Origin of the sequence: Pseudomonas sp. IT-P171 (assembly GCF_949767765.1) — a bacterium.
Taxonomy (GTDB): domain Bacteria; phylum Pseudomonadota; class Gammaproteobacteria; order Pseudomonadales; family Pseudomonadaceae; genus Aquipseudomonas; species Aquipseudomonas fluorescens_B.
Map to the genome: position 1 here is coordinate 146202 of NZ_CATKQN010000033.1, position 26383 is coordinate 172584.

Genomic DNA, 26383 nt, shown 5'->3' on the forward strand with positions numbered 1-26383 from the left:
TTGTTGCCAGTGCCGGGGCGTTTTATGGCCGCGGGATCCCACCCTGCACTGAGGGCTTTTTCGGCCCTTGAGTTTTCATCGGCTTTCAGACTCAAATGATCATTTTGCGGACGGTGATGATATGGAACATCGGTGTGAAGTAGCCGTGGTCGGGCTGGGTGCGATGGGCGCTGCGACGGCCTATCAATTGGCCAAGTCCGGCGTCAGGGTGATCGGTGTCGACCGATACCATCCGCCCCACACCCAGGGCTCCAGCCACGGTGATACGCGTATCACCCGACTGTCGGTCGGGGAAGGCGCGGCTTATCTGCCTGTCGTCCGTAACTCCCACCGGATCTGGCGCGAACTCGAAGCACTGTCCGGCGAGTCGCTGTTCGAGCAGTGTGGCGTGCTGGTCATGACCTCCAGCCCCGACTATGACGCCAATGATGCGAGCGACTTCACCCACCGCACCTTTCAACTGGCGAAAACCTACGGCATCGAGCATGAGGTGTTGTCCGCCGAACAGATTCGCCAACGATTCCCGCAGTTCTCCCCGGTGCTGGACAGCGCCGTCGGCTACTTCGAACCGAGTGGCGGTTTTGTCCGGCCGGAACGCTGCATCGCCGTGCAACTGCGGCTCGCCGAGGAACACGGCGCGACGCTGCTGAAGGGTGAAACCGTCACAGGCATCACCTCGCACGAGCAGGGCGTCACCCTCACCACCGACCAGCGAACGATCCATGCCGACAAAGTCGTGGTCAGTGCTGGCATGTGGTCCCGGGACTTGTTGGGTCAACCGTTCGACCGGTTGTTGCGGGTGTGTCGGCAGAAACTGTTCTGGTTCGAGCTGGAAGAGAACGCCCGGTTTGCGCAGGTCTCGCCGACGTTCATCTTCACCCACGGGCGAGGGCAGTCCTACTACGGCTTTCCGCCGTTACCCGGCGAGAGCAGCCTGAAAGTCGCGACGGAACAGTACCGCGAGGCATCTTCCCCGGACTCCCTGGACCGCACCGTCAGCGCCGCCGAAGCGTGCGACATGTTCGAGACGCAGGTGCGCGGCAGGATCGCCGGTGTGACCTCGCGGGTGGTCAAGTCAACGGTGTGCGCCTATACCGTCACGCCGGATTCGCACTTCATCATCGACGAGCATCCGACCTTGAAAAACACCCTGGTGGTCTCGGCCTGTTCAGGGCATGGCTTCAAACATTCTGCGGCGTTGGGCGAGGCGGTGGCGCAGTGGTGTGTGCGTGGCTCCAGCGACCTGGATCTGTCGGCGTTTTCGTTGAAGCGGTTTGAGGGGCAATCCTGATTCATTATTAAGCCAAACCGATGAGCCCGTTGTTTTCCCCCCTTCCTTTGCAATGCCGCGTGTCGGGGTCATGCTGTTCATGTTGCTCGCGTTGGGCTGCGTAGCGGCCCCAAAATCTGACCACCATCGCCGGTTTTTGTGAGTGCTGCGCACTCAAGCGGGAGCAAGCTCCCTCGCCACAGGTTTCTTCTGACCCCGGACGGTGAACGACAGCTTCATACGGAAAATCAAAGCCCCCCGGCCGTTACGCCGGGCGATAATGCGGCTACATCTGATACCAATTGGCCACTACCTCCGGTAAAGTGTGCGCCGCTCGAGAGATGGATCCCGGGTGTTTTTCCATGGAGTTACTCAGTGAATTACCTCAGCAAAGTGGTTGCCGTTTCCCTGCTCGGTCTGGTTCTGGCAGGTTGCACCGGCGCGCCGATGAAAACCCAGCAATACGATGCCAGCCAATACACCGTCGTTGGCCACAGCGAAGCGAGCGCCACCGGCCTTATGCTGTTCGGTGTCATCCCGATCCGCCAGAACAACCGTTTCGTTCGCGCACAAGACGCGGCGATCAAGGCCAAGGGCGGCGACGCACTGATCAACACCCAGGTGCAGGAAAACTGGTTCTGGGCCTGGGTCCTGACTGGTTACACCACCAAGGTGTCCGGTGATGTGGTCAAGCTGAAAAACGTTCAGTAAGCGGTCACCAGCACAGCCTGCCGCAATGGCAGGCCGCGCTTGTCGCTATGGTTAAACCAGGTTGATCACGACGTCGATGTTGCCACGGGTCGCCTTCGAATACGGGCAGGTCTGGTGCGCGGCATCCACCAGCGAACGTGCGACAACTGGATCGAGGCCCGGAAGGCTCACGTTGAGACGTGCTTGAAGGAAAAAGGCGTTTTCGGTCTTGCCCAGGTCCACTTCGGTATCGACCGCGACGTCAGTCGGCAACGTCACTTTCAATGCAACCGCCGCTTTACCCATGGCGCCGATGAAGCAGGCGGACCAGCCTGCGGCCAGCAGTTGTTCAGGATTGGTGCCACTGCCTGAAGAGCCAGGCGCGGAAAGCTTGATATCCAGACGTCCATCGTCACTTCGCGACTCGCCGTTACGGCCTCCGGTCGTGTGGGTCTTGCCGGTGTAAAGCACGGTGTCGATTTGATTGATCATGGCGGGTTCCTGCTGAGGTTTTTGGGCTCTTCTACATTGCTGTTCGCCGGAAAACGTCTGAGTTTCCGATGTGGCCCACTTTTTCATCCTCATGTAGTGCGGATGTGTCCTGATCCGGCACTTGTGTAACGCTGTGTAAGATCGCCGCGAAAAAATACAGATCGATACAAATGCGGGAGCGAGCAAGCTCGCCCACCACAGGTAAAAGCCTTCACACCTGCTTGTTCAACGCCGCCTCCGTCGCCGCAATTTCCGCCTGACGCTTGACGATCAGATCGCCCGTCGGCGGGCCCTGAAAGCGCCGAGCCTCAAAACCGAACCAGACAATGGCCGTCAGCACCAGGAATCCGATGGTGATGTACAGCGCCCAGTCGTTCGGTGGCTGGATGCCGATGACGAAGATCACCACCATCGACAGGATCGAGAGGATGGCGAACAGTGAATACAACCCGCGTCCCATGTTCCACGGCCCCATGGTCGGCCACTTCGCGGTCCCGTAAGTGAACAGGCCCAGCACGATGGGGATGATGAAAGAGAAGAACAGGAAGATCACCGTGCACGAGACCACGATGGTGTAGACCGGCGTTGCCCCGATCGAGATCACCGACGAGCCCCAGTCGAACAACACCGCCAGGGTAGCGCCGGTCCAGATGGCGGCCACCGGGCTGCGATATTTCGGCGAGACCGAGGCCAGTGCTTTCGAGCAGGGCAGGCCGCCGTCCCGGGAGAAGGCGAAGATCATGCGTGACACCGAGGTCACGGTGGCCAGACCGCAGAGAAACTGCGAGATGAAAATCGCCACGTAAAGCGCCAGTTTGATGGTCGGGCTCACCTGGGCATTCATGGCCCAGAAGAACACGTTCCAGCCCTGTTTCGCCGCTTCGTCCATGCTTGGCAGCATCAGGACGAATGAGCTGAGCATCACCCAACCGAACAGCAACGACCAGACCACCGACATGACCATGCCGCGCGGCACCGACATGGCCGCGTTGTGGGTCTCTTCGGAGGTATGCGCCGACGCGTCATAACCGGTGATGGTGTAGATCGGCAACAGCAGGCCGAGCATGAACACCCAACCGTTCGAAACCTGTGGCCAGACGCTGCCGCCGGCTTCGCCGGAATAGTTGCCGAAGGTCCACAAACGGGCGAATTCATAGCTCGGTGCGGAGATCAGGCAGACGAGGGTCAAGGCAAGCGCCGTGGCAAAAATCAGGTAGCCCGAGAAGTCGGTGAGCTTCGCGGTCAGGCCGATTCCCAAGTGGTTACACAGGGCCTGGATACCGGTCAGGATCGCCAGGAAAATCACCCTGACCGTGGTGGTGTCTTCCATGCCGAGGGCCGGTCCGAAGGCACCGAAAAAGAAGTAGTAGGTGCCGACGTTGATGGCGCCCAGCACGGTGATCAGTCCCAACAGGTTGAACCAGGCCGTCAGCCAGCCGGTAAAGCGGTTACCCAGGATCGAGCCCCAGTGATAGAGCCCGCCAGCGGTGGGGTAGGCCGAGGAAATCTGCGCCATGGCCAGGGCAAAAACCCCTGAGATCAGGCACCCGATAGGCCAGCCGATGCCAATCGACGCACCCCCTGCACCCGACGTGCCCTGGGCCAGTGAGTTGATCCCGCCGGAGAGGATGCAGATGATCGAAAAGGAAATGGCGAAGTTGGAGAAAACACCCATTCGTCGCGAGAGTTGCTGGGCGTAGCCCATGCTGTGCAGCACCTTGACGTCATCGTCGTGCGCGTCGGTGCCAGGCTGGCTTGCTGGGTTCATGCTGTGTACCCCATCAGGTTTTGATTCAATCCACTGGCGTGTGCGCAATGGACTGGCCTTCAACACCTTGTCGTACTGCTCCTTTTCCAACCGATACCACTGACTGCTCCGGATCTAGAGACGGCCGTGAAAAGCCGCATCGAAAATGTGGGCCACGCCGTCCTTGGTCAATGGCAGCGGGTTGCCGCCGGCCGAGGGGTCGACAATTGCCATGTCCGCGATCAGGTCGGCCTGCCGGTCATCCACGCCCAGTTCAAACAGCGTATGCGGCACGCCGATGTCCTTGCGCAGCTTGAGGACGAAGGCCAGAAAGCTGTCGAAGCCGGGGGAGGGCAGGCGCAGATACGCCGCGAGGCGGGTGATGCGCTCTTCGATGGCCGGGCGATTGAATTGCAGGACATAGGGCATGAACGTGGCGTTGGTCATGCCGTGATGGGTGTCGTACAACGCACCCACCGGATGCGAAAGTGCGTGCATGCCGCCCAGGCCTTTCTGGAATGCGGTGGCGCCCATTGCTGCGGCAGCGAGCATTTGCGCCCGCGCCTCAAGGTCCGAGGGGGTGTGCACGGCGCGCACCAGGGCATTGGCCACCAGGCGCATGCCTTCCACCGCGATGCCGTCGGCCATCGGATGAAAACCGGGGGCACAGTACGACTCCAGGCAATGCGCGAACGCATCCATGCCGGTGCCGGCGGTGACTTTTGCCGGCATGCCGACGGTGAGCGCCGGGTCGCTGATGACCACCCGCGGCATCATTTTGGGGTGGAAGATGATGCGTTTGGTGTGCGTGCTTTCGTCGATGATCACCGCCGCGCGGCCGACCTCGGAACCGGTGCCCGCCGTGGTCGGCACCGCAATGACCGGGGCGATACTGCTTTCGTCGGCGCGGGTCCAGTAGTCGCCGATGTCTTCGAAATCCCACACCGGTCGGGTCTGCCCGCTCATGAAGGCAATGAGTTTGCCCATGTCCAGGCCGCTGCCACCGCCGAAGGCGACCACGCCGTCGTGCTTGCCGGCGCGCCAGGCGTCGAGCCCGCCGGCGAGGTTGGCCTCGATGGGATTGGGCTTGAGGTCACAAAACAGCGCGACGCCCAGGCCGGCAGCGCGCATGGATTCCAACGCTGCCGTGGTGATCGGCGCGCGCGCCAGGCCACTGTCGGTGACCAGCAGCGGTCGCTCGATACCCTGGCTGCGACAGACCTCGGCCAGCTCGGCGATGCGACCGACACCGAAGCGAATGCTGGTGGGGTAGTTCCAGTTTCCAGTCAGGTTCATGGCCTACACCTCGTGGCGCAGATGAAAGGATTTGGCGCGGGTCAGGTGCTCGTAGCCCAGGCGCGAGAGGGTGACGCCGCGTCCACTGTTCTTGACCCCGGTCCAGGCCAGCGCCGGGTCCAGGTAATCGCAACGGTTCATGAACACGGTGCCGGTGGCGATCTCATTGCCGAGGCGTTCGGCGGCGGCGAGGTCCCGGGTCCACAGGGATGCGCTGAGGCCGAACGCGCTGTCGTTCATCAGGGCGATGGCTTGGTCGTCACCAGCTACCGGCATGATGCCGACCACCGGGCCAAAGCTTTCGTCGCGCATGACTGACATTTGATGAGTGACATCGACCAACACCTGCGGCGCCAGGTAGGCGCTGCCCGGCGCATCGGCGGGGAAAGTCTTTGGATCGATCAGCGTTCTGGCGCCTTGCGTGAGCGCGTCGGCGATTTGTCCGCGAACAAAATCAGCGGCGCCCGGTGTCACCATAGGGCCCAGCGTCGTGGCCTCGTCCAGTGGATTGCCCAATACATAGTGGCCAGTCAGTTCGATGAAGCGTTCGACAAATGCCGGATGGATTGTTTGATCGACGTAGATGCGCTCGATGGCGCAGCAGCTTTGCCCGGAATTGAAGAAGCTGCCATCCACCAGATTCTCCACCGCGTGCTCAAGGTTGGCATCGGCGCGAACGTAGGCCGGGTCTTTGCCACCGAGCTCCAGGCCCACGCCGATGAAACGCCCAGCGGCAGCGGCTTCCATGGCTTTGCCGGCCTCGACCGAACCGGTGAAGTTAACCTGGTGCACGCGGCCCGAAGCAATGATCGCGGACGTCTGCTGATGGTCGAGCAGCACGTTATGGAACAGCCCGTCGGGCAGCTTGGCGCGACGCATGGCTTCGGCGAAACGTTCGCCGACCAGCAGCGTTTGCGTGGCGTGTTTGAGGATCACACTGTTGCCGGCCATCAGCGCCGGGATGATCGTATTCACCGCCGTCAGGTACGGATAATTCCAAGGCGCAACGACCAGCACCGTGCCCAACGGTTCGCGTTTGATAAAGCGCCGAAAACCCGCGACAGGATCGGGTTCCACAGGTGCCAACGCTTCAGGCGCTATCGCGATCATGTGGCGGGCGCGTTCGGCGAAACCGCGCAGTTCTCCCGCGCCAAAGCGCACCGGGCGACCCATCTGCCAGGCCAGTTCCGGCACGATGTCCGCCTGCATCGACAGCATCGCGTCCACGGCGGCGCTGCACAAGGCAGCACGTTCGCTCAGCGATCGGCGCTGCCATAGAACCTGGGCGGTGGCGGCCGCCGACAGGACCTGCTCGATCTGCGCCGTAGAGGCACAATCGCGCTCGACAAAAACCCGGCCATCGACCGGTGAAACAAGCTGAATCTTGGCCGTCATGATGTGCTCAATAGCGCTCGAAGCCGCGCTGCAGTTCCCAGTCGGTGATACGCCGGTCGTACTCTTTTTGCTCCCACTCGGCGGTGTGCACGTAGTGTTCGATCACTTCATCGCCGAACGCCTCGCGCAACATGCTCGAGCCCTTGAGTGCGGAGCACGCGTCGCGCAGGGTTTTCGAGACTTCCGGCAGATCCTCGCCGAGGTAGGCATCGCCCTCGAACGGCGCCGCGAGTTCGAGCTTCTCATCGACACCGGCCAGGCCCGCCGCGATCAGCGCAGCGAAGGCCAGGTAAGGGTTGAGGTCCGCGCCGCCGATGCGGCATTCGATGCGGATGGATTTGCTGGCTTCGGCGCACAAACGAAAGCCGGCGGTGCGATTGTCCCGGCTCCACACTGCCCGCGTCGGTGCGAAGGTGCCGGCCTGGAAACGCTTGTATGAATTGATGTACGGCGCGAGAAAACAGGTGATGTCGTTGGCGTACTTGAGCTGCCCGGCGACCCAGGCGCGCATCAGTTTCGACATGCCGAACTCGGCTTTCGCGTCGAAAAACAGCGGCTTTTTGGCGTTCTTGTCCCACAGCGAATTATGGATATGGCTGCTGGAGCCGGCGGCGTCATAGCGCCACTTGGCCATGAACGTGATCGCCTTGCCTTGCAACTGCGCGATCTCTTTGCAGGCGTGCTTGATGATGACGTGATGATCGGCCATGGTCATGGCATCGGCGTAACGGATGTTGATTTCTTCCTGGCCGGGTCCCCATTCGCCCTTGGAGTTTTCCACGGGAATGCCCGACGCCTGCAAATGTTTGCGAATCGCCCGCAGCACCGGCTCCTCGCGGGTGGTCTGCAGGATGTTGTAGTCCTCGATGTAATGGCCGGCGGTTTTCGGTTTGTGATAATTGCGCTTGTGGATCGCCTCGTAGCTCTCATCGAACAGATAGAACTCGAGTTCCGACGCGAACATGCCGGTGTAGCCGCGTTCGCGCAGGCGCTCGACCTGTTTTTTCAGAATCGCCCGCGGGCTGTGGGGCAAGTCTTTTCGATGGTGATGATCGAGCACATCGCACAGCACCAGCGCCGTGCATTCCAGCCAGGGCACGCGGCGCAGCGTGGACATGTCGGGCTTGAGGACGAAGTCGCCATAGCCTTTGCTCCAACTGGCCGCGGCGTAACCGGGGACCGGTTCCATGTCGATGTCGTCGGCCAGCAGGTAATTGCAGCAGTGGGTTTCTTCGTGGCCACTGTCGATGAAAAACTCGACCTGGAAGCGCTTGCCGACCAGGCGTCCCTGCATGTCGACCATGCAGACCAATACGGTGTCGATTTCACCAGCGGCAGCAGCGCGCTTGAGCGCATCAAAACTGAGGAGGGGCTCGGTCATCACGTCAATCCTGCGTGAAAGGGTTGGGCCTGTCTGAGATAGCTGTTGCAGACGCTCTCCAGAAAAACCAAAACCCTGCAGAATCGAGCATCGTGAGCAATGAGCTGATCCAAGCTTAGCCTACTGTTGAAAACTGCAAGTCCACATGACCCCAAGCCCTCTGAATCAAAGGCGTGTAGCCAATCCGGCGCAAACGATCCGGCACGCCCCTGGCACCGTCTTGACCGATTGCGGGATCAGTGCCGGACCCGCGCACCCCGTCGACGCTTGAGTGACCTGTGCCCGTCAGGCTGCTGCAATCGGGTAAGGTAGGCGCGAAAATGCACCGGCTGCGCCGATTGACCTCACTGGAACCGAACATGATGAAAGCCGTAAGCCTCACCTTCGTCCTTGCACTGACGGCAGGGGCATTTTGCACACCGGTGGCAGCGGCGGGGGATGTTGAAGCCGGGGCGAAACTGTTCACGCGGATCTGCGGTGGCTGCCATCAAGTGGGCGAGTCGGCCCGGGGCGGTTTCGGCCCGCCACTCAACGGCATCTTCGGCCGCCCTTCGGGAAGCTCGGCGGACTACCAGTACTCCGACGCGATGAAAAACGCCGGCATTGTCTGGACCCGCGAGACACTGACGGCTTACCTCGAAGCGCCGAAGAAAGTGGTGCCGGGCACCCGGATGATTTTCTGGGGGCTCAGCGATCCAGAGAAGATCGAGGATGTGCTGGCGTACTTGCAGACGTTTCAGCCGCAGTAGCCCATCAATCCGTCACGCACAAATCCCCGGTGGCGCGGATCAGTGCCTGGCCGTGCAGGCCATCCTTGATCAGCGCGGATCGCTCCTTGGCCAGCCATTGGGCACAGTTCGGGTCTTTGCGATAAGGCGCGAAATCGGCGTAGTGCTGCAACAGGCGGTTTTGCAGCTCATCCAGCCGTGGGCGGATTTGATGGGCAAGGTCCGGCCGTGGCGTGTCCGGCGCCTTGCCCGACGCTTGCCATTGCGCGAGCAGTCCGTATTGCACCAGCTTGTTGGCTTCGATCTGTGCGGCGATCAACTCCGCGACCTCGTCCGGGTCGAGATTACGGGTAACGGCCTGCTTCCTGGCGTTGGCGATGACCTGCGCTTCCCGGACGCTGTCCTGGATCGGTTTGTGGCTGTCCCATTTGGTCAGTGCCACCAGGTCAGCGATGTTCAGGCGTTCGTTCATCGTCACCAGCAGCGGCTGCAGACTGTCGGGCGCCGGGGATGGCGTGGCGGCGTGTGCACCGCAAGCGAGTAAACCGGACAGGGCGCAGGTCAGCACCAGCGGCAGGCGTGGGAAACACAACATGGGCAAACCTCATTGGGTACGGGACTCGCAATCAGGTGTTATTTATCACAAGTGGGACAGCGACATTAAGCAGGGGCTGATTTTTGTGCATGAAAAAGCCCGGCGGGTCAGGCCGGGCTTTTTGTCGGGTACTGCGGCAAGGCTATTCATTCATGCGGCGCGGCTTTCGATCAGGCGGTCGGAACCACCTTCGGCCACGCGGTTTTCGATCAGACGATCGGAGCCACCTTCGGCCACGCGGTTTTCGATCAGACGATCCGAACCACCTTCGGCGACGCGGTTTTCGATCAGGCGGTCGGAGCCACCTTCGGCGACGCGGTTTTCGATCAGGCGGTCGGAGCCACCTTCGGCGACGCGGTTTTCGATCAGACGATCGGAGCCACCCTCGGCGACGCGGTTTTCGATCAGGCGGTCGGAGCCACCTTCGGCCACGCGGTTTTCGATCAGACGATCCGAACCACCCTCAGCCACACGGCTTTCAATCAGACGATCCGAGCCGCCTTCAGCGACAACCGGGTGAGCAGAAGAAGCGGCGAAAGCGTTAACTGCAAAAACCGAGAAAGCGATGCTGAGGAAGAGTTGGCGTTTCATGATGGTGTGCTCCGGGGTGTAGTTGTTGGGTATGGAGCTGATGTTACGCCGCGGATTTTTTATGAGAACTTCATTGAGTTGATGGTGACTATCGACGTCGGCAATGGTCCTCGGACTTCCATTGCGCCAGCCTGTCGTCGGTTGCAGTGCTGGGGCAGAACCTGCGGGGTATGCTGGATCTCTTGAACGATCGACGGTCTCCAGGAAATCAGACCGTGGCAAGGCGTTTCCTGAGAGGTTCCAGGCTCTGATCGAGAGGGTAAACCGATGCACGACTATTACGATTTGGGCACTTACAGCCGCCCCGTAACGACCCGTTCACCACAGGCTCAGCTCTGGTTCGACCGGGGATTGTTATGGTGCTACGGCTACAACCACGACGAATCCATCCGCTGTTTCCGCAAGGCGATCGAACATGACCACGATTGCGCGATGGCCTACTGGGGCATCGCCTATGCTTCCGGCCCCAATTACAACAAACGCTGGGATGCGTTTATCGAACAGGAATTGAAAGACGCCGTCACCCAGGCCCGGCTGGCGACGCGTGCCGCGCTTGCGCATGGCGAGGGTGCAAAACCGGTGGAACAGGCGCTGATCCGGGCGCTGGAGCAACGCTATCAGGCTGACGAGGCCGCCAGCGTTGAACAACTTTTCGACTGGAACGATGCCTACGCGGCGTCGATGCGCGATGTCTATAAAGCCTTTCCCGACGATCCGGATGTGGCGGCGCTGTTTGCCGAAGCCTTGATCGACCGCACACCCTGGCTGCTGTGGGATCTGAAAACCGGCGAGCCCGCACCGGGTGCCGACACCCTGGAAGCGCTGGCCGTGCTGGAGCAGGCGATGCGGCGGGTAGAGCAACACGGCGATGCGCCGCACCCCGGCGTGCTGCACATGTACGTCCACACCCTGGAAATGTCGCCCCATCCCGAGCGAGCGTTGCGCGCCGGCGATGTCCTGCGCGACCTGGTGCCGGACGCCGGGCATCTGCGCCATATGCCGTCGCACATCGACGTGCTCTGCGGCGATTACCGAGGGGCCATGGTCACCAATAGCCGGGCGATTCTGGCCGACGGCAAATTCCTGGAGCGGGAAGGGCCGCTCAACTTCTACACCCTGTATCGATGCCACAACTACCACTTCAAACTCTACTCGGCGATGTTCCTCGGGCAATACCAACCGGCGCTGGACGCCGCCGACGAACTGATGTCGACCATCAAGGAAGAACTGCTGCGCGTCGAGCAACCGCCCATGGCCGACTGGCTGGAAAGCTTCGTGTCGATGAAGGTCCACGTGCAGATCCGCTTCGGCAAATGGCAGGACATCCTCGCCACGCCGTTGCCGAATGACCAGGAGCTGTACTGCGTGACCACCGCGATGCTGCATTACGCCAGGGGCGTGGCCCACGCGGCCAGCGGGCACATCGCCGCCGCGGAAGCCGAACAACGGCTGTTCATCAATGCACTGACGCGTGTGCCGCAAACGCGTTACCTCTTCAACAATAAATGCACCGACATCCTGGCGGTGGCCGGCGCGATGCTGCGGGGGGAAATCGAGTACCGCAAAGGCAACTACGACAGCGCGTTCACGTACCTGCGCGAGGCGCGGTCACTGGACGACAACTTGCCGTACGACGAGCCTTGGGGCTGGATGCAACCGGTACGACATGCGCTGGGTGCGCTGCTGCTGGAACAGGGCTGTGTAGAAGAAGCCTTGCAGGCTTATCGCGCCGATTTGGGGCTGGACACCACGCTGAGCCGCGCGTCCTGGCATCTGGACAACGTGTGGGCCCTCCACGGTTACGTGGAATGCCTGACGCGATTGGGGCGGGACGCCGAAGCCGCTGCCGCCCGGACCCGCCTCGACCTGGCCATGGCCCGAGCCGATGTGGAAATCACCGCCTCCTGTTTTTGCCGTGTCGGGGCACGCTGCTGTCAGGGGTGAATCCTTACGAAACGGGCGGCGGGGCGCCCGTTTTCAGGCGACGATCCACTCGTTGCTTCGTGTCGGTCGCGGACAAAGCCGGATGGCGAGTGGATATCTGCGCGAAGGTGATTATGCTTCAGGAAACCTTGCAGCGATGTGAGGCGGTCAGCCTGTTGCCAGGCTTCATGAAATCGGTAATCCGATGACTTCAGCCCAGGGCCTGGGTACGACGATGGTAGTGAGGTGCTCCGGCCTACAACAAGAGCAAGACGGAGAAGACTCATGGCCGCAATCGACACCACCACGGGCAACGTGCCCAACCACGGGATCACCAGGGAGGAGCGCAAAGTCATCTTCGCCTCGTCCCTGGGCACTGTGTTCGAATGGTACGACTTCTACCTTTACGGTTCCCTCGCGGCGATCATCGCCAAGCACTTTTTCGCCGGCGTCAACGAGACCACGTCCTTCATCTTCGCGCTGCTCGCGTTCGCGGCGGGGTTTGCCGTGCGGCCCTTCGGCGCGATTGTGTTCGGCCGACTGGGCGACATGATCGGGCGCAAGCACACCTTCCTGATCACCATTGTCATCATGGGTGTCTCCACTGCCATCGTCGGTTTTCTGCCGGGCTACGCGACCATCGGCGTGGCTGCACCGATCATCCTGATTACCCTGCGCCTGCTGCAAGGCCTGGCCCTGGGCGGTGAATACGGCGGGGCGGCGACCTACGTGGCCGAGCATGCGCCGAAGGGGCGGCGCGGTTATTTCACCTCGTGGATACAAACCACCGCGACCCTCGGTCTGTTCCTGTCGCTGCTGGTGATCCTCGCCTGCCGCACGATTCTCGGCACTGAAGCCTTCGAGGCCTGGGGCTGGCGGATTCCGTTCCTGCTGTCGATCCTGTTGCTGATCGTCTCGGTGTACATCCGCCTGCAACTCAGTGAGTCGCCGGTGTTCTTGAAGATGAAGGCTGAGGGCAAGGCGTCCAAGGCGCCGCTGACTGAATCCTTCGCTCGCTGGGAAAACCTGAAGATTGTGATCATGGCTTTGCTCGGCGGTACGGCTGGCCAGGCCGTCGTCTGGTACACCGGGCAGTTCTACGCGCTGTTCTTCCTGCTGCAGACCCTGAAGATCGACGCGCAGACCGCCAACTTGCTGATTGCCGGCTCCCTGCTGATCGGCACGCCGTTTTTCGTGATATTCGGCAGCCTGTCCGACCGCATCGGTCGCAAGGGCATCATCATGGCGGGCTGCATCCTGGCGGCGGTGACCTACTTCCCGATCTTCCACGCGTTGACCCAGTACGGTAACCCTGACGTGTTCATCGCCCAGGATAAGAATCCGGTCACGGTGGTCGCTGATCCGGACCAGTGCTCGTTCCAGTTCGACCCGGTGGGTAAAGCCAGATTCACCAGTTCCTGCGACCTCGCCAAAACGGTGCTGGCGAAGCGGGCCATTCCCTATAAAAACGTGAAGGCTGAGCCGGGCGCAGTCGCCCAGGTTCGTATCGGCGACAAAGTGATCCCGAGCTTCGAAGGCACCGGCATGCCGGCCGCCGACTTCAAGACCCGCAACGACGCCTTCACCGCCACCCTCGGCACTGCCCTCAAGGACGCCGGTTACCCCGAGAAGGCTGACCCGGCCAAGACCAATTACCCGATGGTGTTGTTACTGCTGACTATCCTGGTGATCTACGTGACCATGGTCTACGGTCCGATCGCTGCGTGGCTGGTGGAACTGTTCCCGGCGCGCATCCGTTACACCTCGATGTCGCTGCCGTACCACATCGGCAACGGTTGGTTCGGCGGCTTCCTGCCGACGGTGGCATTTGCCATGGTCGCGGCCACGGGGGATATCTACTACGGGTTGTGGTACCCGATTGTCATTGCGGTGTTGACTGCAATACTCGGTACGTTCTTCCTGCCGGAAACCAAGGATCGGGAAATTCATCACACCTAGGGCTGGCGTTCGCCCTCTCTCGCGGGGGAGAGGGCGAGGTTGTCATGGCTGATGCTGGCTGACCCAGTGCTGGCCGACCGCCCCATCCTCGCCCTGCACCGGATCGCGCTCGGGAAACGGCAGCGTGTTGATGCTTGCCTGTTGCTCGGCACTCGGTGCCTCGCGGCAAATATCGGCGTGCTGCCCGGGCGGGTAGGCACCGACTACCAGAAAATCGTCGCTTGAACCCAGGTTGCAGTGGCCCGTGCCCGCTGGCAGCAGCACCACATCACCCGCACTGACTTCCAGTACATGACCGTCCGGACCGCCCAGCATCAAACGCGCATGACCGCTGGCGATGCCAAGCACTTCATGGCCTTCGGTGTGATAGTGGTGAAAGTCGTAGACCCCGTAACGCCATTGCGGTGGCCAGCCATTGGCCTTGAACGTTTTCTCGAACAGCGCCGCCGGATCGTTGCCCTGGACGGCAATGGCCTTGGGGTAAATGAGTACCGGCAGGCGCGGATTGTTGGGCACCCAGTCGTTGGCTTCGAGCAACAGGGGTTGCGCGGGGGCGGGGAGGGAATGCGAACGTGCCATGGGAATCTCCGGAGCGGTTGACGCTGATTCCGGTGTGACCAGTGACCCGGTGGCGAATTCGGCTCGGCAGACGAACAGTATCTGAAGGTTCGCACTTCTCCGAGAAAGAATGTGTGGGCACCAGCCCGAATCAACCGGACGACAGTAGGTCATCGGCGGTGAACACCCATGTCATGCTCGCTAAAAATCCGCTGTGGGAGCTGGCTTGCCAGCGATGGAGGTTCACAGCGCGTTCATTCAGCACGCGTTATCGTTAACGTCGCAGCGCGCCGGGCCCATCCTGGTCGGCATCAAGATCGGGCTGGCGCGATACGCGAGAGGCGTGTTGCGGCTTCATCTCAATGAAGGACATTCATTTATTTTGAGCAAGAAAAAGCCCGGCTGATCAGGCCGGGCTTTTTGTCGAGTTCTGCGTTAAGGCTATTCATTCATACAGCGCGGCTTTCGATCAGGCGGTCGGAACCACCTTCTGCAACGCGGTTTTCGATCAGGCGGTCGGAACCACCTTCGGCAACGCGGTTTTCGATCAGGCGGTCGGAACCACCTTCTGCAACGCGGTTTTCGATCAGGCGGTCAGAGCCACCTTCGGCGACGCGGTTTTCGATCAGGCGGTCGGAGCCACCTTCGGCGACGCGGTTTTCGATCAGACGATCCGAACCACCCTCAGCCACACGGCTTTCAATCAGACGATCCGAGCCGCCTTCAGCGACAACCGGGTGAGCAGAAGAAGCGGCAAAAGCGTTAACTGCAAAAACCGAGAAAGCGATGCTGAGGAAGAGTTGGCGTTTCATGATGGTGTGCTCCGGGGTGTAGTTGTTTGGTATGGAGGCGATGTTACGCCGCAGAATTTTTAAGAGAACTTCATTGAATTAATGGTGACCATTGACGAAACCAATAGATGGACGAGGCCCATGTCGTCCGAGTGATGGCACCTGGCTACGCGTTGCTTGATTGGATCCACAGTGGCACCCTCAGCGCCCGTTGCACCAAGGAGCCAGGTGATCAAGGAATGAGTGGATACGTACCCAACCCCCCGAAAAACTTCCGCTACGACGAAGCCAAACCCGTCGACATCCACGCCAAGCGCTGGGCCGAGTATGAGAAATACGGCAAGGCACCGGCGGCGGCGAAGGAAAAAGTCAGAGTTGCGTTGCGCATTGGCGTGTTCTTTGACGGAACGCTGAACAATGCGGGTAACTCTGCGTCAGGATTATTGTGCGGCGCCCATCACCCGATTCGCCCGGAAGACGTCGATGCGAGCTGCAAGCCGTATATGGCGGATCCGGAGGGGAGCTATGGGAATGATGTGAGTAATGTTTTCAGACTGTATGAACTGTACCCAGCCAACAAAGATGTGAAGGGGGAAGGCACGCCTACACTGGCGTTGCGAAGTCTGTACATCGACGGCATCGGTACGGAAAGCGGGAGCAAAGACAGCTTTGGTAATGCCGCCACCGGACGGGGTGAAACGGGTGTCGCGAGTAAGGTCCAAAACGCATTTTCTCGGCTGAAAGTCCTGATCAAACAAGTCGTCGATCAAAACCCCTGCGGTGAAATCACTTCGCTAACCTTCGATACGTTTGGTTTCAGTCGAGGAGCTGCGGCGGCCAGGCATTTTGCAAATGAGGTCGTGCGCTGCCAGAAGGGGCCACTGGGAGAGGTGTTGCGTAGCAGTCCCAATGGTTTTAGCGCCAGCTTTACAGGTCAGTACAACAGCGAAATTCTGATGGGCTTCATCGGTCTGTTTGATACTGTTCCTTCTGTCGCGGGATTCACCAATCTTGGGAATATCCAGAGTCCAGTCGCTCCTGGAATCAAGCTTTACCTGGACCGCAAATACTTTACCGATGTCGTTCAAATTACCGCCCGTGACGAACGCCGTGCCAATTTTGCGTTGAGCACAGTGATTCCTGCGCATACTGAAATCCCGGTACCAGGGGTGCACTCCGATATTGGCGGTGGTTACCGTGAGGAAGTGGAGGAGTGCGTGCTGGTCAGCCCTATGCAGGCACTCACGGTCCCCAATGGTACCGATGTCAAAACTACATCCATCTACCGGGATGCAATACAGAAAAAAGCAAAAATGGTCGCCGACGGTTGGCCTGAGACGATGCTGGATGTGATCACTCCAAAGCCAACATTGGCACATGACAATGAGCAGCGGAGGTTAGGACCAAAGGAACTACGGGTGTATGCAGGAGTGCAACTCAAGCGCGCAGTCAGCGGCAAACTATCGTTGGTGTATTTACGCTTGATGTACAAATTGGCTAAAGAGAACGGCGTTCAGTTTGAAGCGCTTGATGAGAACGATCCCGCGTACAGTTTACCTTCTGAGCTTCAACCAATTTGCGCCAAGATCCTCGCCGGGAATTACCAACTTGATCCCGGTGAAGAAAAGCTATTGAAACTCAAATACATTCATACTTCTGCCAATTGGAATAATCCTATTGGCGCTAGCCGCGAACGCGGCGTGACTGTTCGTTACACCAATGCACCCACTGACGATGGCATTCGGGTGCGACATCCTCATGTATCTGACTCTAACTGGAGAACGTTTTAATGCGCTCGATCCTAATATTACTGGGCGCGTTTTTTGTAGCCGGATGTCAGGCAGCCGACCCACTTTCCAGCGAAAACGACCCTAAAGATCAATGGTGGAGCCTCAGCTTCGTTGAGCCCGCCTACATGAAGGTATGGGTGGAAGACTCTGCCGTAGAAGACATCAACGGCAAGCGGTTTAATCGAACGGGTGGAGGCACAGCAGGTAGCCATGACTCCGAGGACGGTACCGAAGCAGCTCGTGGCTGGAGTAAATATATAAGCAGCGGCATCCGTGGCGTAGTTGGAGCAGATCTACCGAAACGCATCTTTGTCCGATGGCAGTCGGTTGTCGAGTCGAAGACCTATCGTGGGTGGGTCGATATACCCGAAGAAGCACGGCAGATCATGCACGCCTCGGTCAATGAGCGATGCCCGGCGACGCCCGACGAGCCAGCCAACTACATAACCATGGTTTACCTCGGACTTGCCCCCGGCGGCATCGTACAGGTGTGGGTGACTGATAAATGCTTGAAGTCAGTCAAGGTTGCTCGTGCCCAAGCAGAAATAGAACCCTTGGGACCCCACCTCGGAAAATCCGGTGGCAACTATTACCCGTTGTCCGACGAGTCCAAACGCTACGTCGAACAATTCGGCATCCCCTACGGCAGCTGGTAATCATCACCGCACAAAAAAAACGGGCGCCTATCAAGGCGCATTCAGAGTTGCGTTGCGCATTGGCGTGTTCTTTGACGGAACGCTGAACAATGCGGGTAACTCTGCGTCAGGATTATTGTGCGGCGCCCATCACCCGATTCGCCCGGAAGACGTCGATGCGAGCTGCAAGCCGTATATGGCGGATCCGGAGGGGAGTTATGGGAATGATGTGAGTAATGTTTTCAAGCTGTATGAGCTCTATCCGACAGCGGAAGTAGCCGGAAACGATGCGTCATCCAAACTCGTACAGCGCAGTCTCTACGTAGACGGGATCGGCACCGATGCGGGCGCTGAAGACAGCATGGGTGCCGCGGCGACCGGGCGAGGAGACGCAGGCGTAGCGGGGAAGGTACAAAAAACGTTTGTCGCCATGAAAGCACTGATCAAGGAAGCAATCGATCGCAATCCTGACGGCGAGATTACATCGCACACATTCGACACCTTCGGGTTCAGTCGAGGTGCCGCCGCTGCCCGACATTTCGCCAATGAAATCGTACGTTGCAAACTAGGGCCTCTGGGCGAAGTGCTCCGCAGCAACCCCAAGGGGTTCAGCTCCAGTTTCGATGCCCGGTACAACAGCGAAATCATCATGGGGTTCATCGGCCTGTTCGATACCGTGCCCTCGGTCGCGGGGATCACAAACATAGGTAACATCCAAAGTCCGGTAGCACCGGGGATCAAACTGTACCTTGACCGCAAGTACTTTACCGATGTCATTCAATTGACTGCACGGGACGAGCATCGGGCCAACTTTACGTTAAGCACAGTCATTCCCGCGCATACGGAAATACCCGTTCCCGGTGTGCATTCGGATATCGGTGGAGGTTATCGGGAAGAAGTGGAAGAGTGCGTACTGGTCAGCCCAATGCAGGCCATGACGGTGCGACAGGGAACCGACATTCAAACCACTTCGATTTATCGTGATGCCCAGCAGCAGAAAGCGAGTTGGGTCGCCAATGGCTGGCCAGAAGCAATGCTGGAAATCGTGACTCCGAAACCGAGTTCATTGTCGAGGGAAGAGCAGACATCCGGGTTCAGGCAGGTGCGGGTGTACGCAGGTTTGCAACTCAAGCGTCCGGTTAGTGGGAAGCTGTCAGTGGTGTATCTGCACTTGATGCATAAACTGGCCAAGGAGAAGGGGGTGCAGTTCAAGGATGTTCCGAAAACCTCTCAGTATTCCGTTCCATCAGAGCTTCAACCACTCTGCGACAGGTTCCTCGGGGGCAATTACCAGGTTATGCCTGCGGAGGAGAAACTGCTCAGATTGCGCTACATCCATATGTCTGCCAATTGGAGCAATCCAGTGGGATCGACTCGTGAGCGCGGGGTGAATCTCCGCTACACGAATGCACCGACCGAAAGTGGTGTGCGCGTACGTCACCCTCATGTACCGGATTCAAGCTGGAGAACATTTTAATGCGTTTGTTGGGATTGCTTGTAGGACTGTTACTGGTTTCTGGCTGCCAGGCCACAAATCTCGCAACGCCCGAAACGGAGCTCACCAGAAAATGGTGGAGCCTCAGTTTCAACGAACCGTATTACATGAAAGCCTGGGTTGAAGACAGTGCGGTCGAAGACGTTAACGGCAAATTGTTCCGTCGCACGGGTGGCGGTACGGCAGCGGGGGGCGAGCCAGAAAATGGTACGGAGTCCGCAAGAGGGTGGGGTGAGATTACGGGGGGGATTCGCGAAGTTGTCGGTGCAGACTTACCGAAACGAATCTTCGTCCGTTGGCAGTCCATCGTGGAGCCACAAACGTACCGCGCCTGGGTCGACATTCCAGAGCAAGCCCGACAAATCATGCGCGATACGCTGAATGAGCCTTGTCCTTCAACGCCGGATGAACCAGCAGGCAATGTCGCGCTGGTGTATGTCGGTGTAGCGCCGGGGGGCGTCGTTCAGGTGTGGGTCGCGGACAAATGTATGAAGGCAATCAAGGTCGCTCATGCTCAAGCAGAAATAGAACCGTTGGGCCCAGACCAAGGAAAAAGTCAGGGGCAGTACGCCTATCCAGTCAGTGAAAAGGCGAAACGCTACGTCGAACAATTCGGCATCCCCTACGGCAGCTGGTAATCATCACCGCACAAAAAAACGGGCGCCTATCAAGGCGCCCGTTTTCATTCCCGCATTACGCCGTCATGCTTCACTGATCTGACTGACACTCGTCACCTGCCCATTCCAGATCATCTCGTAATGCGCCGCCTGAACAACCGATAAAACCGGCTTCGGCGTCATCAGTGCCCAGCAATGACTGCCGTGCATTCGCACTGAGTTGTAACGAAGCCCGGGACAACCCGCCTCTTTGACCAACTTCCCCAAATGCCGGGAATGCGTGTAATCGTCCGGATCATAAACAGGGTCGGTCATCGCAATGGACGTCGCATCCTTCATCCCTGCATCCACAAAAGAGCAGGACAACCCCCGGAAAACGAACCGCTCATAGTTCAGGCCCGGCACGTTCGACCAGTACAGACTCTGGTGATGCTTCACTTCGGCCAATGCCGTTTCCAGTGTGTCCGCCAGGTACAGCACCCCGAAACGGCCATCGCTGAACCGCGAACCCGCGGGGTTGACGTGGGTGAATGGTGCTGTGGCGTAAGAGCAGCCTGGAATACCGAACGGGATTTCACTGCGGCGAATCAGCTCAAGGCGACCCACTTCATTTTTCAACCTGGGGTTGGTGAGTTCCTGTATCTGATACAGCACCTCGAACTCGTCGGCGTCGGCGACATCATCAAACAACGCCACCGGCGGGAACTTGGAATTGACCAGTCGATAGGCCTGCAATGGCTCACCGGCAAGTTCTGCCAGTTCGCTCAGCCTCACCATTGCGCACCACGCAGCACGTCGATGCGCCGAAAGGTTTCATACAGCGAAATCATATCGCCCTGAGCCATGATCTCGAGCGGCGAGCGACCGTTGAAGAATTCGTTATCGTTGGCCATCGACGGGAAGCCGTAGACGTTCTCCGGGTTATCGAACACCAGGCGCAAGGCGGCGTGGATGTTGAGCACAAAACTGATGCGTTGCATCTGGTCCGCGTCCAGCGCCACGGCCCAGTCGGGATCGAGCTGCCGTGCGCGGGTGTAGGTGCTGCGGGAAATGCGCAGGATACGGCAGGCCTGATCGCTGGACGCTCCCCACTTTTCGAGGATGCCGACAGCGGCCCGCAGGCCCGTTACACACTGGCGCTTGCTGAAGGCTTGTTGCTGGAGGGCAACGGCCATATCCAATACCTCTTTTTGAATCCATGGATTCAAAGTTAGGTAAAAAGCGTCTATAGAGCAAGTTCATCGCGACCAGTGGAGGCTGCTATCGTTATAAACCTAGCGACCGTACGAATGAGAGGAGGCGCAACATGGACCGTTTTACCGGCGGTTGCCTGTGCGGCAACGTTCGAATTGAAGCGTCGGGACGCCCTTACCGGGTTGGCCTGTGCCACTGTCTCGACTGCCGCAAGCACCATGGCGCGCTGTTTCACGCTTGCGCGATATTCCCGCAGGACGCGGTGACGATCACCGGTGAAACTCGCGACTACGCCGGGCGGTGTTTCTGTCCGCGCTGTGGTTCTTCGGTTTTCGCCCGCAGCGACGACGAAATCGAAGTGAGCCTGGGATCCCTGGATGCTCCCGACCAACTGACGCCCACTTACGAAAGCTGGATCACCCGTCGCGAGTCCTGGTTGCCGTCGTTTCCGCTCACGAGAAAATACGCGCGCGACCGTGAGGGCACGGGGCGTTTTGAGGAGTAGGGCGCGACGAAAGGCGCGAGGGCGTCATGCCTTTCGTCCGGAACGCTCAGCCAGCAAGCCCGCGCTCCACCAGTGTCACGACGTCAACGATTGCAGCTTCTTCAGAATCTCGACGCTTGGATCTGCATGCTTGGCTGCACTGGATTTTTCGCTGTCAGATCCGTCCGTCACGATGCCCGCAAGAATTTCAGCCAGGTTGTGAAAGTGCCCGGTCTTTTTCTCGGCAGGGTCCGTGCCACCGCTCTGATTCAATGCCGCTTCCAGCGACAAATGCTGGGAGAGCCACTCAGGGGTGGCTTTTTCTTCAGGACTCATGTTGTCCATAAATGCCAGCGCCGCTGTGGCTCGACCGAAAGGATCATTGATGAACGGGTCTTTCCAGTTTTTTTGCTGATCCGCCGGGCCGCTGTAATAACCGGTGGCGAGCCGGGCTTGCTGGCGCATCAAGGCTTGCGCCGAGGCTTGTTCCTGTGCGGTGAATTTCCCGCCCTGATTGGTGGCGACGGCGTTCAGCGAACGTCGGTCCAGATCGCCCATCAACGCATTACGGTCTTCATCGCTGCCGGTGTAGGGTTTGCCGCTGGCGGTCATCAGTGCGTATTTTTCGTCCATGCGCTTGCGGGCATCAGCGGCCACTTCGGCAAAGGTCTTGTCCTTGGAACTGGAGATCGCACCAGGCTTGGAGGCGCCCAGGACAAGTGCATCGGCGTTCATCCCCGAACGCACCGGGAAGAACGGCGCGTTGCCCGCGATCGAGTTGCTGTACTCGGTAGAGGTGCTGGACAGACTCACTGAATCATCGTTCTGCGGCTTGGCCTGATCATCTTGCGTGACGCGTTTTTGCGCATCGGCCGCAGCCTTTGCATCGACGGCAGAGGTGTAGGCAGACATCGCCGCATTCGTTGAAGTTGAAGCAATGATCATTGTTCTTCCTTGACGAGGAGGCCCAGGCGGCCGCGTTGAGATGCTCAATGGGGGACAAGGTACGCTGAAAGTGTGAATCTGGCATTTCCATGTATCAGCAATGCAACAAATGGCCAATCAACGGGCCTGCTGCGGCTCGCTGCTCGCGAGGGTCCGATCCACCAGGCGGATGCGGTCGCGTCCGCCACGCTTGGATTCATACAGCGCGGTATCGCCTTGCTCGATCAATGCCGCCAGACTCGTTGGCGGCTGGTCAAACAGGTTGGCACCGATGCTCAAGGTGACCCGTTCAGGCGTGGCGAATGTCTGTGAGGCCGTGTGGTGAAACAGCTCACGCAGTGCGTTGCCCAGCCCCACGATCTGTTCGCTCGATGTGTTATTTAACAGAATGACGAACTCGTCACCCCCCAACCGCGCTGCCAGCGCGCCTTCTGGCAGCACCGAACGAATCATCTCGCTCAGCGCGATGAGCAACTGGTCGCCGGCGGTATGGCCGTAGAGGTCGTTGACCAGTTTGAAGTTATCGATATCGATCAGCAGCAGGGCGCCCGGTCGAGTGCTCGAGACGTCGTCCAGCAGACGCGACGCCCGTACCTCGAGGGCACGGCGGTTGTACAGGGCGGTCAACGGATCACGCGCGGCCAGTCGGGCGATCCGTTTCTCCCGTCGATAGCGCTCGGTGCCGGTCATCGAGAGCGCGATCAACATGATCGCCATCGCACCCTCGACCAAAGAAATCTGGATGATCTCGCCACGAAAGGCCGCCAGGTCGATCAGCGTGCCCGGAACGACAACCGATATCGCCTTGATGAAGTAGAACAGCCCGTGAGTCAGCAGCACATAACGCAGCTGCACCGCCCCCACGCTCAACGACTTGCCGTGGGGGCGCAGGAGGAAGCTGGCCCTGAGCGTGGGCAGGGCGACCAGCAGCGAGTTGGCCACCAGCATGATCTTCGACCAGGACGGTTCGTCGGGCAGCAACAGCATGGCAAGCCAGGCGACAAAGATCAGGTACCAGGCGCGAGAAAGACGCACCTGCGTGAAGCGCGCCACGCCGAGCAGGAAAAGCCAGTGGGCCGTCACCAACAGGCCGTTGGCGAACCAGATGCCGATCAGCAAAAGCCCGCTGCCGCGCAGCAACGCAAGTGTCGAGCCCACGGTGATCGTCGCAAACCCCGCACTCCAGAACAGCAGCGAGGGCTCACGAATGCTGCGCCACTCCACCGCCAGATACAGCGCGGCCGCCGCTGCCAGGGCGATCGAGAGGGTCAACATCGTTGGAGGGTCGAGCGCCATAGCCTGACGGGTTTGCCTGATTTGCGGTTAAGGGCTGTGATTGTAGCGTTCGAGACTCTTTTTCGCAGTGGCTCGTTATCTGGATATCGCACTGTCGATCCCGCAGTTCCCCGTTCGACTATGGGGCAGGGAATGCATTGCACGGTCACTGCGCCTGTCGGCGTTCCCTGTACACAAACGTTCACGAAGACGAACCGGGAGAAGACCCATGCGCACACTCACCGTTGCCGCGCTCATCAGTCTCGCAGCCGTTCGAGTTGCTGCTGGGGCGTCGCACCTATGACATCTTCGCGGCGGCTGGCAGCCGGGTTGGTGGACGAACTTCGGCTGATGATTTTTCCCGTCGTGCCGGGGCGTGGCAAGCGCCTGTTTGACGACACTGCAGTGGCATCGGCCTTCACATTGGTGCATTCGAGCACCACGCCGACGGGGGTACTGATCACCCGATACCTGCGCAGCGGCGAGGTGTGCACCGGAACGTTCGAAGACGTTGAGTAGCAACAGGCGCCAGTATTGGCCGCCTTCATTTGCCTGGCTGACTGCTTGGCTAGAATGAAATGTCAGCCCATTGTTGGAGAAGCAAAATGACCAGTAAAAACACCATTTGTCTCTGGTACGACGGCGACGCACTGGACGCCGCGACCTTCTACGCCAAGACGTTCCCGGACAGCGCGGTGGGCACAGTCCTTCGCGCACCCGGCGACTACCCGGCGGGCAAGCAGGGCGATGTCCTGACCGTCGAATTCACGGTGATGGGCATCCCGTGCCTGGGGCTGAACGGCGGGTCGGGGGTCAAGCACAACGAGGCGTTCTCGTTCCAGGTGGCGACCGATGACCAGGCCGAAACGGACCGCTTGTGGAACGCGATTGTCGGAAACGGCGGCCAGGAAAACGTCTGCGGCTGGTGCCAGGACAAGTGGGGACTGTCATGGCAGATCACCCCGCGTGTGCTGACAGCGGCGATCAAACATCCCGATCGAGCGACAGCCAAGCGCGCGTTCGACGCGATGATGACGATGGGGAAGATTGATGTTGCGGCGATTGAAGCGGCGGTTGGGCGTGCTGCAGGTCTTTAAGGGACGGATATGGAAGGGTGAGTGCCGACTCGTGGCTCACCCCTTGCCCCGGTGACGCAAGCGCGAGTAAGTAGTCAGCATGCTGGTCACGGCCGGCTCATCCGGTTCATCCCGGTCAACCGGCCGTCGGCTGCTACAGGCCTGGAACGCCCGCGCGGAACCCGTCGATGGTTGACGCACTTCCGATACCATCGCATACGATGTAGAGTTTCAGCCTTGCAAGATTGGCCAAAGAGAACGCCCCATGAAAACCACCGACAAGCCAGCCGCCCTCGACCTGAAGCTCTCCGAATTCCTGTGTTTTGCGGTCTATTCATCCAATCTCGCCTTCGGCAAGGCTTATAAGCCAATGCTCGAACGGCTCGGGCTGACCTATACGCAATACATCACCCTCGTTGCACTGTGGGAGGAAGACAACCAGACCGTTGGCAGCCTCGGCGAAAAGCTGTTCCTGGAGTCCAACACCCTCACGCCGATCCTGAAGAAGCTGGAAGCGATGGGTTATGTGCTGCGCCAGCGCGACCCGGAAGACGAACGCCAGGTGCGGATCAGCCTCACGAAAGAGGGGCGAAAGCTGCGTGAAGGGCTCTCGGAAGAGGGCTTCCCGCAAACCGGTCTTGACCCCGACGACTTCGTGAAAATGCAGAAGGCGATTGTGAAATTGCGGGGCAATCTCATCCGTTCGACGAAAGACAGGGAGTAAGAGGGCGGAGCTTCGATAGTGTTTCAGAGGGGCGACCCAGCGATAACGGCATCGGTATTTCCGCCAACGCGCTGCCCTTTATCTTCGAACCTTTTGTGCAAGATGTCGGCGAAGTGAGAAGGGCAGCAGCCCAATTCGAGGTCAATCTCCCTCGCACCGATACGCTGCCCAAAAACGCCTGCTGGTCCTTCGTTATGACAGGCGCGATTCCCGTGACGCGCTGTTCAAGTGCTCCGCCGTGACACCGATGCGCGAAAACACCAGCCACACAAACAGCAGCACACTGCAGCCAATCAGGACGGATGCGCCAGCAATCAATGGCTCGACCGACGCAAAGCCCTTGAGGCGCAGCGTCAGCGCGCCGAGCATCACCGGGACGGCCACGTTGTACGTCCAGAACTGGGCAGCCGCCACGCGCCCTTCGGTGATTGACGGGTGCGCGGTGCCGATGATGCCGAACAGGGCCATCGACACCCATCCCAACAGATTGACATGGGCATGTACCGCGAACAGCGAGTGGTCGCCGGAAGCGCCCATCGCCACGCCCAGCATCACGCCAAGCGCAAAGTAGATCGCAGCGAGCCGAAACCAGGTCCGCGAACGGAGGTTGTGATTCATGGCATACACCTCATGCGCCCTGAGGCGCGTTCAGTTGCTGAAACATAATGGGCAACCTTGCAGGTTGGTTGCTGTACGTCTATTGTGAGACTGTATCTCACGAAAAGACAGAGT

General features: G+C 59.5%; 26 protein-coding genes and 1 pseudogene. 13 read left to right on the forward strand and 14 right to left on the reverse strand.

What is annotated here, in order from left to right:
- Window positions 1-121: 121 nt before the first annotated feature.
- Complete coding sequence (gene solA / locus ACM6I5_RS18050; RefSeq protein ID WP_414884325.1) at window positions 122-1291, forward strand: N-methyl-L-tryptophan oxidase; 1170 nt, start codon at window positions 122-124, stop codon at window positions 1289-1291.
- 354 nt (window positions 1292-1645) lie between these two features.
- Window positions 1646-1981, forward strand: coding sequence for a hypothetical protein (locus tag ACM6I5_RS18055; RefSeq protein ID WP_017339310.1), 336 nt, complete (start codon window positions 1646-1648; stop codon window positions 1979-1981).
- 51 nt (window positions 1982-2032) lie between these two features.
- Here the strand turns inward: ACM6I5_RS18055 and ACM6I5_RS18060 are convergent, their stop codons facing one another.
- From ACM6I5_RS18060 to ACM6I5_RS18080, 5 genes are all read right to left on the reverse strand, one after another.
- Window positions 2033-2452, reverse strand: coding sequence for an organic hydroperoxide resistance protein (locus ACM6I5_RS18060; protein ID WP_017339309.1), 420 nt, complete (start codon window positions 2450-2452; stop codon window positions 2033-2035).
- A 211-nt stretch (window positions 2453-2663) separates the two neighbouring features.
- On the reverse strand, window positions 2664-4220 hold the full coding sequence (locus ACM6I5_RS18065; RefSeq protein WP_414884326.1) for an amino acid permease: 1557 nt from the start codon (window positions 4218-4220) through the stop codon (window positions 2664-2666).
- Window positions 4221-4334: 114 nt separating this feature from the next.
- Window positions 4335-5495: an iron-containing alcohol dehydrogenase gene (locus ACM6I5_RS18070; RefSeq protein WP_414880050.1), complete on the reverse strand. Its 1161-nt coding sequence runs from the start codon at window positions 5493-5495 to the stop codon at window positions 4335-4337.
- A 3-nt stretch (window positions 5496-5498) separates the two neighbouring features.
- Window positions 5499-6890: an aldehyde dehydrogenase family protein gene (locus tag ACM6I5_RS18075; RefSeq protein ID WP_414884327.1), complete on the reverse strand. Its 1392-nt coding sequence runs from the start codon at window positions 6888-6890 to the stop codon at window positions 5499-5501.
- 7 nt (window positions 6891-6897) lie between these two features.
- Window positions 6898-8271 carry a glutamine synthetase family protein gene (locus ACM6I5_RS18080; protein WP_414884328.1) on the reverse strand — a complete coding sequence of 458 codons (1374 nt, stop codon included), beginning with the start codon at window positions 8269-8271 and terminating at the stop codon, window positions 6898-6900.
- Between the two features lie 359 nt (window positions 8272-8630).
- Between ACM6I5_RS18080 and ACM6I5_RS18085 the strand changes: the two genes are divergently transcribed.
- A complete protein-coding gene (locus tag ACM6I5_RS18085; protein WP_414884329.1) occupies window positions 8631-9020 on the forward strand; it encodes a c-type cytochrome in 390 nt (129 codons plus the stop codon).
- Window positions 9021-9024: 4 nt separating this feature from the next.
- Here ACM6I5_RS18085 and ACM6I5_RS18090 read toward each other — a convergent pair whose 3' ends face one another.
- On the reverse strand, window positions 9025-9594 hold the full coding sequence (locus ACM6I5_RS18090; RefSeq protein ID WP_414884330.1) for a chorismate mutase: 570 nt from the start codon (window positions 9592-9594) through the stop codon (window positions 9025-9027).
- Between the two features lie 150 nt (window positions 9595-9744).
- Entirely contained in the window at window positions 9745-10185 is a 441-nt protein-coding gene (locus ACM6I5_RS18095; protein WP_414884332.1) for a phage infection protein, read from the reverse strand.
- A gap of 267 nt (window positions 10186-10452) precedes the next feature.
- Here ACM6I5_RS18095 and ACM6I5_RS18100 point away from each other — a divergent pair, with 267 nt between their 5' ends.
- A complete protein-coding gene (locus ACM6I5_RS18100; protein WP_414884333.1) occupies window positions 10453-12129 on the forward strand; it encodes a tetratricopeptide repeat protein in 1677 nt (558 codons plus the stop codon).
- 264 nt (window positions 12130-12393) lie between these two features.
- Window positions 12394-14067 carry an MFS transporter gene (locus tag ACM6I5_RS18105; RefSeq protein WP_414884334.1) on the forward strand — a complete coding sequence of 558 codons (1674 nt, stop codon included), beginning with the start codon at window positions 12394-12396 and terminating at the stop codon, window positions 14065-14067.
- Between the two features lie 42 nt (window positions 14068-14109).
- On the opposite strand, the gene ACM6I5_RS18110 is transcribed toward ACM6I5_RS18105, so the two are convergent.
- Together ACM6I5_RS18110 and ACM6I5_RS18115 are read right to left on the reverse strand one after the other, a co-directional pair.
- Window positions 14110-14646 (reverse strand): cupin, encoded by a 537-nt coding sequence (locus ACM6I5_RS18110; RefSeq protein ID WP_414880044.1) that lies wholly within the window; start codon window positions 14644-14646, stop codon window positions 14110-14112.
- Window positions 14647-15074: 428 nt separating this feature from the next.
- Complete coding sequence (locus tag ACM6I5_RS18115; RefSeq protein ID WP_008040440.1) at window positions 15075-15437, reverse strand: hypothetical protein; 363 nt, start codon at window positions 15435-15437, stop codon at window positions 15075-15077.
- 218 nt (window positions 15438-15655) lie between these two features.
- Between ACM6I5_RS18115 and ACM6I5_RS18120 the strand changes: the two genes are divergently transcribed.
- Genes ACM6I5_RS18120 through ACM6I5_RS18135 form a run of 4 tightly spaced genes read left to right on the forward strand, consistent with a single transcriptional unit; the run spans window position 15656 to window position 19974 of the window.
- Window positions 15656-17206 (forward strand): T6SS phospholipase effector Tle1-like catalytic domain-containing protein, encoded by a 1551-nt coding sequence (locus ACM6I5_RS18120; RefSeq protein WP_414884335.1) that lies wholly within the window; start codon window positions 15656-15658, stop codon window positions 17204-17206.
- Window positions 17206-17862 (forward strand): DUF2931 family protein, encoded by a 657-nt coding sequence (locus ACM6I5_RS18125; protein WP_052909711.1) that lies wholly within the window; start codon window positions 17206-17208, stop codon window positions 17860-17862. Before ACM6I5_RS18120 ends, ACM6I5_RS18125 begins: the two co-directional genes overlap by 1 nt.
- Entirely contained in the window at window positions 17786-19318 is a 1533-nt protein-coding gene (locus ACM6I5_RS18130) for a phospholipase effector Tle1 domain-containing protein (protein WP_414884336.1), read from the forward strand. The genes ACM6I5_RS18125 and ACM6I5_RS18130 overlap by 77 nt, the downstream gene beginning before the upstream one ends.
- A complete protein-coding gene (locus ACM6I5_RS18135; protein ID WP_017338282.1) occupies window positions 19318-19974 on the forward strand; it encodes a DUF2931 family protein in 657 nt (218 codons plus the stop codon). The genes ACM6I5_RS18130 and ACM6I5_RS18135 overlap by 1 nt, the downstream gene beginning before the upstream one ends.
- A gap of 63 nt (window positions 19975-20037) precedes the next feature.
- Here the strand turns inward: ACM6I5_RS18135 and ACM6I5_RS18140 are convergent, their stop codons facing one another.
- Entirely contained in the window at window positions 20038-20730 is a 693-nt protein-coding gene (locus ACM6I5_RS18140; RefSeq protein WP_017338283.1) for an RES family NAD+ phosphorylase, read from the reverse strand.
- Window positions 20724-21128 (reverse strand): antitoxin Xre-like helix-turn-helix domain-containing protein, encoded by a 405-nt coding sequence (locus ACM6I5_RS18145; RefSeq protein WP_017338284.1) that lies wholly within the window; start codon window positions 21126-21128, stop codon window positions 20724-20726. The genes ACM6I5_RS18140 and ACM6I5_RS18145 overlap by 7 nt, the downstream gene beginning before the upstream one ends.
- A gap of 131 nt (window positions 21129-21259) precedes the next feature.
- Between ACM6I5_RS18145 and ACM6I5_RS18150 the strand changes: the two genes are divergently transcribed.
- On the forward strand, window positions 21260-21652 hold the full coding sequence (locus ACM6I5_RS18150; protein ID WP_414880040.1) for a GFA family protein: 393 nt from the start codon (window positions 21260-21262) through the stop codon (window positions 21650-21652).
- Window positions 21653-21727: 75 nt separating this feature from the next.
- Here ACM6I5_RS18150 and ACM6I5_RS18155 read toward each other — a convergent pair whose 3' ends face one another.
- Both ACM6I5_RS18155 and ACM6I5_RS18160 read right to left on the reverse strand, forming a co-directional pair.
- Entirely contained in the window at window positions 21728-22576 is an 849-nt protein-coding gene (locus ACM6I5_RS18155) for a hypothetical protein (protein ID WP_017338286.1), read from the reverse strand.
- Between the two features lie 117 nt (window positions 22577-22693).
- Window positions 22694-23872 (reverse strand): GGDEF domain-containing protein, encoded by a 1179-nt coding sequence (locus tag ACM6I5_RS18160; RefSeq protein ID WP_414884337.1) that lies wholly within the window; start codon window positions 23870-23872, stop codon window positions 22694-22696.
- Between the two features lie 297 nt (window positions 23873-24169).
- Between ACM6I5_RS18160 and ACM6I5_RS18165 the strand changes: the two are divergent.
- The 3 genes and pseudogenes from ACM6I5_RS18165 to ACM6I5_RS18175 all read left to right on the forward strand — a co-directional run.
- A pseudogene (locus tag ACM6I5_RS18165) lies at window positions 24170-24370 on the forward strand (dihydrofolate reductase family protein); the annotation flags it as partial.
- Between the two features lie 86 nt (window positions 24371-24456).
- Window positions 24457-24948, forward strand: a complete 492-nt coding sequence (locus ACM6I5_RS18170) for a VOC family protein (protein WP_017338289.1) — start codon at window positions 24457-24459, stop codon at window positions 24946-24948.
- A gap of 244 nt (window positions 24949-25192) precedes the next feature.
- A complete protein-coding gene (locus ACM6I5_RS18175) occupies window positions 25193-25651 on the forward strand; it encodes a MarR family winged helix-turn-helix transcriptional regulator (RefSeq protein WP_017338290.1) in 459 nt (152 codons plus the stop codon).
- Window positions 25652-25843: 192 nt separating this feature from the next.
- Here ACM6I5_RS18175 and ACM6I5_RS18180 read toward each other — a convergent pair whose 3' ends face one another.
- The gene (locus ACM6I5_RS18180) at window positions 25844-26269 is read right to left on the reverse strand and encodes a hypothetical protein (protein ID WP_414880038.1); all 426 of its coding nucleotides are present in this window, start codon (window positions 26267-26269) and stop codon (window positions 25844-25846) included.
- Window positions 26270-26383 lie beyond the last annotated feature (114 nt).

Excerpts from the sequence above, each read along its gene's own strand:
- solA (WP_414884325.1), top strand. The coding sequence starts at position 122 with ATGGAACATCGGTGTGAAGTAGCCGTGGTCGGGCTGGGTGCGATGGGC.
- ACM6I5_RS18060 (WP_017339309.1), bottom strand. The coding sequence starts at position 2,452 with ATGATCAATCAAATCGACACCGTGCTTTACACCGGCAAGACCCACACG.
- ACM6I5_RS18065 (WP_414884326.1), bottom strand. The coding sequence starts at position 4,220 with ATGAACCCAGCAAGCCAGCCTGGCACCGACGCGCACGACGATGACGTC.
- ACM6I5_RS18070 (WP_414880050.1), bottom strand. The coding sequence starts at position 5,495 with ATGAACCTGACTGGAAACTGGAACTACCCCACCAGCATTCGCTTCGGT.
- ACM6I5_RS18075 (WP_414884327.1), bottom strand. The coding sequence starts at position 6,890 with ATGACGGCCAAGATTCAGCTTGTTTCACCGGTCGATGGCCGGGTTTTT.
- ACM6I5_RS18080 (WP_414884328.1), bottom strand. The coding sequence starts at position 8,271 with ATGACCGAGCCCCTCCTCAGTTTTGATGCGCTCAAGCGCGCTGCTGCC.
- ACM6I5_RS18085 (WP_414884329.1), top strand. The coding sequence starts at position 8,631 with ATGATGAAAGCCGTAAGCCTCACCTTCGTCCTTGCACTGACGGCAGGG.
- ACM6I5_RS18090 (WP_414884330.1), bottom strand. The coding sequence starts at position 9,594 with ATGTTGTGTTTCCCACGCCTGCCGCTGGTGCTGACCTGCGCCCTGTCC.
- ACM6I5_RS18095 (WP_414884332.1), bottom strand. The coding sequence starts at position 10,185 with ATGAAACGCCAACTCTTCCTCAGCATCGCTTTCTCGGTTTTTGCAGTT.
- ACM6I5_RS18100 (WP_414884333.1), top strand. The coding sequence starts at position 10,453 with ATGCACGACTATTACGATTTGGGCACTTACAGCCGCCCCGTAACGACC.
- ACM6I5_RS18105 (WP_414884334.1), top strand. The coding sequence starts at position 12,394 with ATGGCCGCAATCGACACCACCACGGGCAACGTGCCCAACCACGGGATC.
- ACM6I5_RS18110 (WP_414880044.1), bottom strand. The coding sequence starts at position 14,646 with ATGGCACGTTCGCATTCCCTCCCCGCCCCCGCGCAACCCCTGTTGCTC.
- ACM6I5_RS18115 (WP_008040440.1), bottom strand. The coding sequence starts at position 15,437 with ATGAAACGCCAACTCTTCCTCAGCATCGCTTTCTCGGTTTTTGCAGTT.
- ACM6I5_RS18120 (WP_414884335.1), top strand. The coding sequence starts at position 15,656 with ATGAGTGGATACGTACCCAACCCCCCGAAAAACTTCCGCTACGACGAA.
- ACM6I5_RS18125 (WP_052909711.1), top strand. The coding sequence starts at position 17,206 with ATGCGCTCGATCCTAATATTACTGGGCGCGTTTTTTGTAGCCGGATGT.
- ACM6I5_RS18135 (WP_017338282.1), top strand. The coding sequence starts at position 19,318 with ATGCGTTTGTTGGGATTGCTTGTAGGACTGTTACTGGTTTCTGGCTGC.
- ACM6I5_RS18140 (WP_017338283.1), bottom strand. The coding sequence starts at position 20,730 with ATGGTGAGGCTGAGCGAACTGGCAGAACTTGCCGGTGAGCCATTGCAG.
- ACM6I5_RS18145 (WP_017338284.1), bottom strand. The coding sequence starts at position 21,128 with ATGGCCGTTGCCCTCCAGCAACAAGCCTTCAGCAAGCGCCAGTGTGTA.
- ACM6I5_RS18150 (WP_414880040.1), top strand. The coding sequence starts at position 21,260 with ATGGACCGTTTTACCGGCGGTTGCCTGTGCGGCAACGTTCGAATTGAA.
- ACM6I5_RS18155 (WP_017338286.1), bottom strand. The coding sequence starts at position 22,576 with ATGATCATTGCTTCAACTTCAACGAATGCGGCGATGTCTGCCTACACC.
- ACM6I5_RS18160 (WP_414884337.1), bottom strand. The coding sequence starts at position 23,872 with ATGGCGCTCGACCCTCCAACGATGTTGACCCTCTCGATCGCCCTGGCA.
- ACM6I5_RS18170 (WP_017338289.1), top strand. The coding sequence starts at position 24,457 with ATGACCAGTAAAAACACCATTTGTCTCTGGTACGACGGCGACGCACTG.
- ACM6I5_RS18175 (WP_017338290.1), top strand. The coding sequence starts at position 25,193 with ATGAAAACCACCGACAAGCCAGCCGCCCTCGACCTGAAGCTCTCCGAA.
- ACM6I5_RS18180 (WP_414880038.1), bottom strand. The coding sequence starts at position 26,269 with ATGAATCACAACCTCCGTTCGCGGACCTGGTTTCGGCTCGCTGCGATC.